At 55.1% G+C, this 11,766-nt stretch carries 11 protein-coding genes; all 11 read right to left on the bottom strand.

Features of this window, described 5'->3' with window-relative positions; genetic code table 11:
- Nucleotides 1-10 precede the first annotated feature (10 nt).
- The gene (gene rnhB, locus DDA898_RS05355) at nucleotides 11-607 is read right to left on the bottom strand and encodes a ribonuclease HII (RefSeq protein ID WP_038910464.1); all 597 of its coding nucleotides are present in this window, start codon (nucleotides 605-607) and stop codon (nucleotides 11-13) included.
- The gene (lpxB, locus tag DDA898_RS05350; RefSeq protein ID WP_038910463.1) at nucleotides 604-1,752 is read right to left on the bottom strand and encodes a lipid-A-disaccharide synthase; all 1,149 of its coding nucleotides are present in this window, start codon (nucleotides 1,750-1,752) and stop codon (nucleotides 604-606) included. The genes rnhB and lpxB overlap by 4 nt, the downstream gene beginning before the upstream one ends.
- 3 nt (nucleotides 1,753-1,755) lie before the next feature.
- Entirely contained in the window at nucleotides 1,756-2,544 is a 789-nt protein-coding gene (gene lpxA, locus DDA898_RS05345) for an acyl-ACP--UDP-N-acetylglucosamine O-acyltransferase (protein WP_038910461.1), read from the bottom strand.
- A 3-nt stretch (nucleotides 2,545-2,547) separates the two neighbouring features.
- The gene (fabZ, locus tag DDA898_RS05340) at nucleotides 2,548-3,003 is read right to left on the bottom strand and encodes a 3-hydroxyacyl-ACP dehydratase FabZ (protein WP_013316761.1); all 456 of its coding nucleotides are present in this window, start codon (nucleotides 3,001-3,003) and stop codon (nucleotides 2,548-2,550) included.
- A 148-nt stretch (nucleotides 3,004-3,151) separates the two neighbouring features.
- Nucleotides 3,152-4,174 (bottom strand): UDP-3-O-(3-hydroxymyristoyl)glucosamine N-acyltransferase, encoded by a 1,023-nt coding sequence (gene lpxD / locus DDA898_RS05335; RefSeq protein WP_013316760.1) that lies wholly within the window; start codon nucleotides 4,172-4,174, stop codon nucleotides 3,152-3,154.
- A 3-nt stretch (nucleotides 4,175-4,177) separates the two neighbouring features.
- The gene (skp, locus tag DDA898_RS05330) at nucleotides 4,178-4,675 is read right to left on the bottom strand and encodes a molecular chaperone Skp (RefSeq protein WP_013316759.1); all 498 of its coding nucleotides are present in this window, start codon (nucleotides 4,673-4,675) and stop codon (nucleotides 4,178-4,180) included.
- A 139-nt stretch (nucleotides 4,676-4,814) separates the two neighbouring features.
- Nucleotides 4,815-7,232, bottom strand: a complete 2,418-nt coding sequence (bamA, locus tag DDA898_RS05325) for an outer membrane protein assembly factor BamA (protein WP_013316758.1) — start codon at nucleotides 7,230-7,232, stop codon at nucleotides 4,815-4,817.
- A gap of 34 nt (nucleotides 7,233-7,266) precedes the next feature.
- Nucleotides 7,267-8,622, bottom strand: a complete 1,356-nt coding sequence (gene rseP / locus DDA898_RS05320; protein WP_013316757.1) for a sigma E protease regulator RseP — start codon at nucleotides 8,620-8,622, stop codon at nucleotides 7,267-7,269.
- Between the two features lie 21 nt (nucleotides 8,623-8,643).
- Nucleotides 8,644-9,498: a phosphatidate cytidylyltransferase gene (gene cdsA, locus DDA898_RS05315; protein ID WP_013316756.1), complete on the bottom strand. Its 855-nt coding sequence runs from the start codon at nucleotides 9,496-9,498 to the stop codon at nucleotides 8,644-8,646.
- Between the two features lie 9 nt (nucleotides 9,499-9,507).
- Entirely contained in the window at nucleotides 9,508-10,269 is a 762-nt protein-coding gene (gene ispU, locus DDA898_RS05310) for a (2E,6E)-farnesyl-diphosphate-specific ditrans,polycis-undecaprenyl-diphosphate synthase (RefSeq protein ID WP_013316755.1), read from the bottom strand.
- 181 nt (nucleotides 10,270-10,450) lie between these two features.
- On the bottom strand, nucleotides 10,451-11,644 hold the full coding sequence (gene ispC / locus DDA898_RS05305) for a 1-deoxy-D-xylulose-5-phosphate reductoisomerase (RefSeq protein ID WP_013316754.1): 1,194 nt from the start codon (nucleotides 11,642-11,644) through the stop codon (nucleotides 10,451-10,453).
- Nucleotides 11,645-11,766: the final 122 nt, after the last annotated feature.

The following is an 11,766-nucleotide window of genomic DNA, read 5'->3' as shown; positions in this document are numbered from 1 at the left end:
TGCGTTTGCGTTATGCCAGGCCCAGCGCCCGTTTGACCGGGGCGAAACTGCGCCTGTGATGAAGGGTGGCGCCCAGCGTCGCCAGCTTTTCAAGATGATACGCCGTAGGATACCCCTTGTGCTGCGCAAATCCATACTCTGGAAACTGCTGGTCCAGCACTTCCATTTCACGATCTCGCGTCACTTTGGCCAGAATCGAGGCCGCGCTGATTTCCGCCACCCGACTGTCGCCTTTGACCACCGCCTGCGACGGCATCGGCAAAGACGGGCAGCGATTACCGTCGATCAGCACAAAATCCGGTGTAATGGGCAATCCGGCTACCGCGCGCTGCATCGCCAGCATGGTGGCGTGCAGGATGTTGAGCGAATCGATCTCTTCCGGTTCGGCGCGACCAAGGCTCCAGGCCAGCGCTTTTTCACTGATTTCGTCGTACAGCGCCAGACGGCGTTTCTCGCTAAGCGTTTTGGAATCCGCCAACCCGGCAATCGGCCGGTTAGGGTCCAGAATGACCGCCGCCGTCACCACCGCGCCTACCAGCGGGCCGCGCCCCACTTCATCCACGCCGGCAATACAATGCGCCGGGGGATAAACAAAAGCCTCACTCATGACCGCCACAGCTCCAGTACAGCCTGCGCCGCCTGTTCATCGGCGTCGCATCGAATCTGCTCATGCAGGTGCAAGAAGACCTGCTGCAATTGCTGCGCCGCTTCACCACCCGCCAGCCAGGGCTGCAGCGCCGCTGACAGCTTGTCAGGCGTGCAGTCATCCTGCAGCAATTCCCTGACCAGCTCGCGCCCGGCCAGTAAATTGGGCAACGACACCCACGGCGTTTTCACCAGTCGTTTCGCCAGCCAGAACGTGAAAGGCTTCATCCGATATCCAACCACCATCGGACTCTTCGCCAGCATGCACTCCAGCGCGGCCGTACCGGACGCGAGCAGTGTGGCGTCGCTGGCGGTCATCGCCTCACGCGCCTGCCCATCCAGCAAATGGACATCCATCTCCGGCGCAACCTCGGCTTTAACCCGTTCAAACTGTTCGCGGCGGCGTTGGTTGACCAGCGGCACCACGACTTCCAACCCAGGATAGGTTTGTCGCAGCAATTGCGCCGTTTTTAGAAAATCGGCGCTCAGCATTTCCACTTCGGCGCTGCGGCTGCCGGGCAATATCGCCAGACAACGCGCATCCTCCGCCAGCCCCAGCGCTCGCCGGGCCGCGGCTTTGTCCGGATGCAACGGCATCGCATCCGCCATGGTATGGCCGATAAAACGGCAAGGGACATTGAAACGATCGTAAAACGCTTTCTCGAATGGCAAAAATGCCAGCACCAGATCGGTGGCTTTGCCTATCTTGAAGACGCGTTTCTGTCGCCACGCCCATACCGATGGGCTGACATAGTGAATGGTTTTTATGCCATTGCGCTTGAGACGGCCTTCCAGAGTAATGTTGAAATCGGGGGCGTCGATACCGACAAACACATCCGGTTGCAATTCGCTGAAGCGCTGGGTCAAGTCACGGCGGATTTTCAGTAAACGCGGCAGGCGCCCCAGCACCTCAACCACGCCCATCACCGCCAACTCCTCCATCTCGTACCAGGCTTCACAGCCTTCCGCTTGCATACGCGGCCCGGCCACACCGACAAAGCGAGCGTCGGGCACGTGCGTTTTCAGCGCGCGAATCAGACCTGCGCCAAGAATATCGCCGGAGGTTTCTCCGGCGACCAGTCCGATAGTCAGGGGACGCTGTGCCATAACTCAGCGAATAATGCCGCGCGTCGAGCGGGTAAAGAAATCGAGGTATGCCTGCACCGCCGGGTGCTCCGCCGCCAGCGCTTCGAGATCGGCTTTCACTTCGTCCAGCGTTCTGCCGCTGCGATAGATCAGCTTGTAAGCGTTGCGGATAGCATGCAGGGTCTCTTTTTCAAACCCACGGCGTTTCAGCCCTTCGATGTTGATGCCGAACGGCGTGGCATGGTTACCCTGTGCGATCAGATACGGCGGGACGTCCTGCGCCACACCAGAGCAGCCGCCCACCATCACGTGCGCGCCAATGACGCAGAACTGATGCACCGCCGTCATGCCGCCAATAATCGCGAAATCATCAATGGAGACATGACCGCCCAGCGTGGCGTTGTTCGCCAGAATACAGCGATTGCCGATGGCACAGTCATGAGCGACATGCGTATTGATCATCAGCAGGTTATCATTACCGACTTTAGTCAACCCGCCGCCCTGCGCTGTGCCACGATGAATGGTCACGCTTTCACGGATACGGTTACGGTCGCCCACTTCAACACGAGTAGGCTCGCCTGCGTATTTCAGGTCCTGATTGACTTCACCAATAGTGACAAACTGATAGATTTCGTTATCACAACCAATCTTGGTGATACCGTTAATGACGACATGAGATTTCAGTACCGTACCCGCGCCGATCTCAACCTGCGCACCGATATGGCAGAACGGCCCAATATGCACACCGGCGCCGATGACAGCACCATCTTCAACAATGGAACTGGGGTGAATAAAGGCGGTTTGATCAATCACAAATCAGCCCTCCCGACGACGAGCGCACATCATTTCAGCTTCACAAGCAATTTCGCCATCAACTTTGGCAACGCCTTTGAATCGTGCAATACCGCGGCGTTCCTTGAGGAACTCGACTTCCAGGATCATTTGATCGCCGGGCGCCACAGGACGTTTGAAACGCGCTTCGTCTACGGCGGCAAAATAGTACAGCTCGCCCGGTTCCAGTTTGCCCAGGCTCTTGAACGCCAGAATGCCGGTAGCCTGAGCCATGGCTTCCAGAATCAGCACGCCGGGGAAAATCGGTTTGCCTGGGAAATGCCCCTGAAAGAACGGCTCGTTAAAAGAGACATTTTTTACCGCGCGCAGGAATTTTCCTTTCTCAAAATCCAGTACACGATCCACCAGCAAGAACGGATAGCGGTGCGGTAGTAGATCCAGAATCTCTTCAATATGCAGAGTATGCGTGTCTGTATTCAAAATACTCTTCCTGTCAATAAAAACGATAGCATCAACAACACGGCCTGCACATTCCCCAACAAGGGAGGAACAACATGCAGGCCGCAAATAAAAATTGCGCACATGGCGCCAGTCTTGCATCCGAAACGCAGGTTGCGAATACGGGTGATTAACGGTCTTCGAGCTTACGCTCGACAGCTTTGAGCCGTTTGCTCATCTCGTCAATATTCATCACCAGCGCAGCAGTCTTACGCCAGACCTTGTTCGGCTGCAATGGGATACCGGAAGAATAAACCCCCGGCTCAGTGATCGGCCGCATGACCATCCCCATCCCTGTGACTGTGACCTTGTCGCAAATCTCCATGTGACCATTGATCACACTGGCGCCGCCAATCATACAGTAACGGCCAATCTTCAGACTGCCCGCCATGATGACCCCGCCAGCAACCGCGGTATTGTCCCCAATCACAACGTTGTGTGCAATCTGACATTGGTTATCAATGATGACACCGTTACCAATAATGGTATCGTCCAACGCGCCACGATCGATGGTGGTACTCGCGCCGATCTCGACACGATCGCCGATGATGACCGTTCCCAACTGGGGAATTTTGATCCAATTACCGCGATCGTTGGCGTAACCGAAGCCATCCGAACCGATGACCGCACCGGACTGAATCAAGCATTGTTCGCCCAACACAACGTTATGGTAAATCGTGACGTTGGCCCATAACCGGGTTCCAGCCCCGATACGGGCATTCTTGCCGATAAAGCAGCCCGCGCCAACGATCGCGCCATTACCCAGTTCCACGCCGGATTCGATAACAGCATTCGCACCCACCGAAACCCCATCTCCTAAACGCGCATCAGGAGCAATCACCGCGGAAGGTGAGATCCCCTGTGCAGGCGCTGGCGTTGTATCCATCAACTGCGCCATACGCGCATAGGCCAAATAAGGATTCTTTACCACCAGAGCAGCCGTGTCGCAAAACGGCAAATCGGCCTCTGTCAGCACCACGGCGGAAGCCTGAGTGCTGTTCAGTTGCTCACGATAGCGGCTATCGGATAAAAACGTAATCTGTCCTGCCTGCGCTGAATGCATAGAAGCAACAGCGGTGATGACGATATCGCCATCACCGTGTAATTGTGCATCCAACTGTTGAGCCAAGGCGTCCAGTCGAATTGAAAACATGAATTATTTAACCTGTTTCAGCACATCTGCAGTAATGTCTTTCGCGTTGTCAGCATAGGCAACCGCGTTAGCGTCGATAACCACGTCATAACCTTGCTTAGTGGCAACCGCTTTCACCGCGTCCTGAATACGGCTCAGGATTTTGTTGCGCTCTTCCATCTGACGACGACGGTTGTCTTGATCAAACGCCTGAGCTTTGCTGGAGAATTGCTCGCGCTGAGCCATCACGTCGCTTTCCATCTTGGAGCGGTCGCTGGCTTTCATGGTAGAACCATCACGCTGCAACTTCTGCATTTTTTCCTGCAGAGCACGCTCCATGGACTGCAGTTCAGAGGCGCGGCCTTTGAACTCGTTTTCCAGCTGTTTACCTACCGCTTCACGCTGCGGCAACTGTTGGAAAATGCTGGAAACGTTGACAATCGCAATCTTGTCGGCAGCCTGAGCACCGGCAGACACAGCCAGCGTTAAACCTAAACCTGCGGCATACAACCACTTTTTCACTTTAAAACTCCTCACCCTAAGTATTTCTGCGCTGATAGCGCTTATCGTAATCGCGGCATCGGCAGCCAAGCTATACGCTTAAACCGCCACCGGATGCCGGTATATCTTCCTTTCAACCCCAAACACCAGGTAATTCTGCTTACCAGGTCTTACCGATGTTGAACTGGAACTGCTCGGAGCGATCCCCATCGTATTTCTTAAACGGCTGGGCATACGAGAACACCAGCGGCCCCAGCGGCGACATCCATTGCACAGCAAGACCTGAAGACATACGAATATTACCAGGCGTGCTGTAATCCGGCACGCCGGCCGCCAGTGTCTGAGCGGTGTTTTCCCAGTGAGTATCCCACACTGTACCGGCATCGACGAAGAAAGATGTACGAATAGAACTGGAGTACTTGTCGCTAATGAACGGCGTCGGCACGATCAGTTCCGCACTGGCGACCGCCATCGCGTTACCGCCCACCGCATCTCTCATTTTGGTGGAGTCAATGCTGCAAGACGACACGTTCGCTGTACTGCACCCGGTGTAGTAAGCCGCTTTCGGACCAATAGTATTGGAGCGGAAACCACGCACCGAACTGGAACCACCGGCAAAGAAGTTGTCGTAGAACGGCACTTCCTTACCACTCAGACCATCGGCATAGCCGGCTTTGGTTCTCGCCATCAGCACCCAGTTATGGTTTTCGCTGAGCGGGAAGTAACTCGCCGAATCGAAGGTCAGTTTATAGTATTCGTTGTCCGAACCCGGCACGGTCACCTTGGCGTTCAGGTTAGCGCGGTTGCCCGCCGTCGGGAAGTAACCGCGGTCAAGGTTATTGTAGGTCCAGCCAGACGTCAGGAAGAAGTCGTTGGCGTCGAAACTGGCGCTCGACGTCGTACTTGGGTCTGGATCCACGCCGGCTTTGCTCAGATAACGCCACATCGCCACCTGAGGTTTCATGTCGGACAAGGAGTTGTGCACATAATCCAAACCAACGCGCAACGAGTTGTTCTCGTTGATCGGGAAGCCCAACGTCGTGCCCGCACCGTAACTTTGGTTGGTGTAGTCGGACAGGTCCGCATCCAGCGCTTTAAAGTTGTTGTAGAAAATACGGCCGCCGAGGCTGACGCCATCCACCGTGAAGTACGGATCGGTCATCGACAGTTCGACATAGGTCTGGTAGTCGTTGCGGGTACCGCTGATACCAACCGAGTTGCCCGTCCCCAGCCAGTTATCCTGCTGGACGCCGGCCTGGAAGCTGACACCGCTTTCAGTACCAAAACCGATACCGAAGTTAAGGCTACCGGTGTTACGTTCCTTAACCTTGTAGACTACGTCTACCTGATCCGGAGTTCCCGGCACGCGCTGGGTCTCAACATCCACGCTTTCGAAATAACCCAGGCGGTTCAGTCGTTCTTTACCCTGTTGCACCAGGTCGTTGCCGAGCCAGCCGCCTTCCATTTGACGCATTTCGCGACGCAGTACGGAGTCTTTGGAAACATCGTTGCCGTCAAAGCGAATGCGGCGCACGGTGAAGCGATTGCCGGCATCGACGTTGATGTTCAGGCGCACGGTCTTGTCGGTATCGTTGATTTCCGGCTGGGTCACCACGCGGGGATAGGCATAGCCATAGCGTCCCAGCAGTTTTTTGATGTCCTCTTCCATCCGGGTCACTTTGGTGCCGTTATACAGCTCGCCCGACTGGACGCGGGTCAAATCTTCGATTTCTGTGGCATGCCCTACCAAATTACCGCGCACCACCACGCCGGACAGCTTGTACTGATCGCCTTCGGTGATGTTGACGGTGATGTAGATGCCTTTCTTGTCCGGCGTCAGGCTAACCTGGGTGGAGTCGATGTTGAAACGCGCATAACCGCGATCGAGATAGAAGCTGCGCAGGGTTTCCAGGTCGCCGGAAAGTTTCTGCTTCTCGTATTTGCGATCCCCGACCACGTTCCACCACGGTACTTCATCACGCAACTGGAAACGGGAAATCAATTCATCAGAGCTGAAGGACTTGTTGCCGACGATGTTGATTTGCTGGATCTTGGCGGATACCCCTTCGGTAAACACCAATTTGAGGTCGACGCGATTGCGGGGCAGCGGCGTCACGACGGCTTTCACCGTGGCGCTGTATTTACCTACGCTGTAGTAGAAATCTTCCAGCCCTTTCTCGATGTTGGACAAGGTGGTGCGGTCCAGCGCCTCGCCGACGCGAACACCGGAGGCCTCAAGATTCTCCTTGAGCATCTCCTCTTTCACCGCCTTGTTGCCGGAGAAGGTCAGGCTGGCAATCGTCGGACGCTCCTTGACCTGAATCAGCAGCGAATCCCCATCTCGCAGGACGCGGACATCTTCGAAGTTTCCGGTCGCAAACAAAGCCCGAATGGTGTTACCGATATCCTCATCAGTGACGGTATCTCCCACCCGGACAGGCATACTGAGCAATGCCGCACCGACGGCAACCCGCTGCAGGCCCTCGAAATGAATATCTTTCACTACGAACCCGTCTGCACCGTATACGGTGGCGCTGCTAAACAGCAGCGACGCTATGAGCAACTTTTTCATCGCCATCGTTGTTATGCGTTTTTCCTAACCTGTTCCACACCTAAAGGCGGGAGAAATCATTGAAAAGTGCGAGTCCCATTAACATCATCAGCAACACCGTGCCAATACGATAGCTAACGTCCTGCACACGCTCGGAAACCGGTCCGCCCTTCAGCTTTTCAATCGCCAGAAAGAGCAGATGACCACCATCCAGTACTGGCAGAGGGAACAGATTGATAATCCCCAGGTTGACGCTGATCAACGCCAAAAACATCAGGTAATACACCAATCCGTAGTCTGCTGACATACCTGCTCCCTGCGCGATGGAAATCGGGCCGCTCAGATTATTCAGCTTCACGTCACCGGTAATCAGCTTACCCAGCATACTGACCGTCAGCTTCATCAGCAGCCAGGTTTTATTCCCAGCTTCATAGATGGCGCTGAACGGCCCATACTGGCGCACGGTTTTGTACTCATCAGGCAAAGGGGTGACTTTCGGCACCACACCAGCAAACCCTTCCAGCCGGTTCTTCCCCACCGTTTTGCTGTCAGGCGTCAGAGCAACGGACAGCGAATCTCCGCCTCTTTCCACCTCCAGCGTAATCGGCTTGCCTGGGTTATCACGCACGGCAATGACAAACTGCTGCCAACGAGCCAGCAGTTGACCATCGACTTTAACGATCCTGTCCCCGACTTGCAAACCCGCTTTTTCAGCCGCAGAACGCGGCTGCACCTGCGTCAGTACCGCTTCGACCTGCGGTCCTTTGGGCACAATCCCCAGCGATACCGCCGGATCCTGCCTTTCCGGATCGAAATGCCAGTCTTGCAGTTCAAGCCGTTTACTCTCGGTTCTGGCGACGCCCAACGGCGCGGTTTCAATCACCACGTCGGGTTCGCCAATCTTGCCGATCAGGGCCAAACGCGCGCTATCCCAGTCAGGCGTTTCGATGCCATCAATCGACTTTAGTTCCATCCCCGGCGAAATTTGAGCCTGCGCGGCAATCGAACCGGGTAAAACCTCGCCAACCACCGGGCGGACGCCCGGCACGCCAATGATAAACACCAGCCAATAGGCGATAACGGCAAAAATAAAGTTGGCGATCGGCCCGGCGCTGACAATCGCCGCCCGTTGCCAGACGGTCTTATGATTGAATGCCTGATGCTGAAGCCCCGCCGGCACCTCATCAACCCGACCATCCAGCATTTTCACATAACCGCCCAACGGAATCAGCGCGATCACATACTCGGTTCCCTGACGGTCGCGGCGACGCCATAGCGCCTTGCCGAAACCGATGGAGAACCGTTCGACACGAACGCCGCAACGGCGGGCAACCCAGAAATGCCCAAATTCGTGCACGGTGATCAGCACACCGAGTGCGACGATAAATGCAGCCAGGCTCCAGAGAATATTCAGCATAAACAGACTCTACCTGTGTTCCTAAACGGCCTTGAACAGCAACAGCATCAGGCAGGCAAATACCGGTATGGCTGCGGTCAGGCTGTCAATACGATCCAGTATCCCACCGTGACCCGGAATCAGGTGACTGCTGTCCTTGATACCGGCCTCACGCTTGAACATGCTCTCAGTCAGATCGCCCAGTACCGAAGCCAGCGTCGCCACGACGGAACACACCAGCAAGGTAAAGGTAGAAATAGACAATGGCGCATAGTGGCTAAACAGTAACGCAATCACCGCCGACGTTGCCAGCCCGCCGATAAATCCCTCCCAGGTTTTCCCCGGCGAGACCTTCGGCGCCAGCTTATGCCGGCCAAACAGTTTGCCGAACAGATAAGCGCCGCTATCGGCACCCCAAACCAACACCATTACATACAACAACCACCAGGCGCCGCTAAAAGGGTTGGTTTCATATTCGAACTGACGCAGCGCCACCATACCCCAGAAAAAAGGCACAATGGTCAACAGGCCAAAACACAGACGCAGTACGCGGGAATGGCGCCACAGCGCAGCGGAAGACGGATAAAACAGCACCATCAGCAACGCCACGCTCCACCAGGCAAGGGAAAGCCAGAGAAGGCAAACCGGCGCAAGCGCAACGGAATAGTGATAATCAGGCAGACTCAGCAACATCGCCGCCAGTACGAAGCCGCAGGCGATGGACAGCCAGATTCGCTGTGTGTAAGAAACCAAACCAGCCAGTTGCCCCCACTCCCAGGCGGCCAGCATGCACACGGCCAGCGTCACCAGAGAGAAAACCAACGGCGGCAGGAAAAAAAGCGCCGCAATAACCAAAGGAATAAGAATCAGCGCAGTAATCAGGCGATACTTCAGCAAAAATACCCCCTACGATGCGCTCGCATCGTCAGGCGTGGTTCCCCCAAAGCGACGCTCACGTTGAGTAAAGGCATGAATGGCACCTTCAAAGGTTTGTTCGTCAAAATCCGGCCAGAGAACATCGGTAAAATAGAGTTCTGCATACGCAATCTGCCACAGCAGAAAATTGCTGATGCGATGTTCCCCACTGGTTCTTATTAGCAGATCAACCGGAGCCAGATCGTTCAAGCACATGTAACGACTCAGAGTCGACTCATCAATGGTATCAGGACGCAGCAGCCCTTCCTGAACCTGTTCGGCGATTTTTCTGACCCCGTGGATAATATCCCAACGCCCGCCATAATTCGCGGCAATATTCAGGGTAAGACCAGTATTATTTTCCGTCACGGCCTCCGAGCGGCGAATAAGTTCCTGCAATCGACTACTGAAGCGACTGATATCACCGATAACTCTTAGACGGACATTGTGCTTGTGCAGGTTCTTGACTTCGCTATCCAGCACGCGCACAAACAACTGCATCAGCGCGGAGACCTCCTGCGCCGGACGATTCCAGTTTTCGCTGCTGAACGCATATAACGTCAGTGCTTCAAGGTTCTGGCCGACCGCATAACTGATCGCACGGCGTACTGACTTCACTCCCGCCTGATGACCGAAGATCCGCAGCTTTCCCCTCTGTTTAGCCCAGCGGCCATTGCCATCCATGATTATCGCTACATGGCGCGGGCCGTTAGGTAACAACTTCTGACTACCGTGTTGATTTTCGGAGGGCATAGCGTGTATTGATTTCCTCGAGCAAGAAAATGATTATCCAGTCGCAGCCAAACCTGACAGCATAAAAAAAGCTGTGAACACACAGCCTTCCATCACCGTGGCTTTTATTAATAACCACCTGCATCAAGCGGCGCAGACTATACCATTTCAGGCGCATGTGAACAAACACACCAGCGTAAGGTTACTGATAACGCCGCAATACATTTTCTGCGGCTTGTCTTGCCCAGGTATCGATAGACAATACATCATCAACGCTTTGCGGCTCAGGTAATGTCAATTGTTCCATCACGCTCTGATTGACTGCGGCAATATCGGTAAAACGGATACCGGATTGTAAAAATGCCGCAACCGCAATTTCATTTGCCGCATTGAGCGCCGTGGTGGCGGCCTGCCCTTGGTTGCATGCGTCGATCGCCAGACGCAAACAGGGGTAGCGCTGGAAATCCGGCGCAGAGAAGGTCAAAGCCCCTAACCGGCAGAAATCAAGCGCCGGCGCACCGGAAAAAACACGCTCGGGATAAGCCATCGCATAGGCTATGGGGGTCCGCATATCGGGCGTACCCAATTGCGCCAACACACTGCCATCCCGGTAACGCACCATGGAATGGATGACTGATTGAGGATGGATAACCACTTCCATCTGTGCTTCCGAGGCGTTAAACAGCCAGCGCGCCTCGATATATTCCAGTCCCTTATTCATCATGGTGGCGGAATCCACCGAAATTTTTCGCCCCATAGACCAGTTTGGATGGGCGCACGCCTGATCAGGGGTGACGCAATCCAATGCGGCAAACGGAATCTCGCGGAATGGCCCACCTGAACCGGTCAGCACAACCCGCTCAACCCCGTATTGCTTCAGGGAAGCATATCCCAGTTGCCGTTGGATTGGCTCAGGTAAACTCTGAAAAATGGCGCTGTGCTCACTATCAACCGGCAACAGTTGCGCCCCGTTCTTCGATACCTCGTCCATAAACAGGCGGCCGCAGGTCACCAGAGATTCTTTATTGGCCAGCAGCACCTGCTTGCCGGCGCGAATCGCCGACAGTGCCGGCAACAAACCGGCTGCTCCCACAATCGCCGCCATCACCTGATCGACCTCGTCCAGCGCCGCCAGCTCACAGGCAGCCTTCTCGCCTGACAGCACGGTTGTCTGACTACCGGCTTCACTTAACCGGATACGGAGTTCGCGCGCAGCGTCTTCGTCTGCCATTGAGGCGTATGCCGGGCAAAACTCCAGGCACTGTTCAGCCATCAGGGAAACATTGCGTCCGGCAACCAGTGCCGTTATGGAAAATTTGTCTGGATTGGCCCTGACCACGGACAGGGAACTGACGCCAATAGAACCGGTAGAACCGAGGATTGTCAGTTGCTTCATGAATATGACCTGATAAAGCTGAGTTTGATAACAGGCGTGGTGCCAGTCTGTAACGTCAGCGCCGACCTGTCGATAAGGCTGGTGTGAAAATGCGCGGCGTTACGCAAAACATCTCGCATCCA

The sequence above is a fragment of the Dickeya dadantii NCPPB 898 genome (assembly GCF_000406145.1).
Taxonomy (GTDB): domain Bacteria; phylum Pseudomonadota; class Gammaproteobacteria; order Enterobacterales; family Enterobacteriaceae; genus Dickeya; species Dickeya dadantii.
Note: the sequence above shows the minus strand (reverse complement) of the source record. Positions and strands in the feature narration are given on the sequence as shown.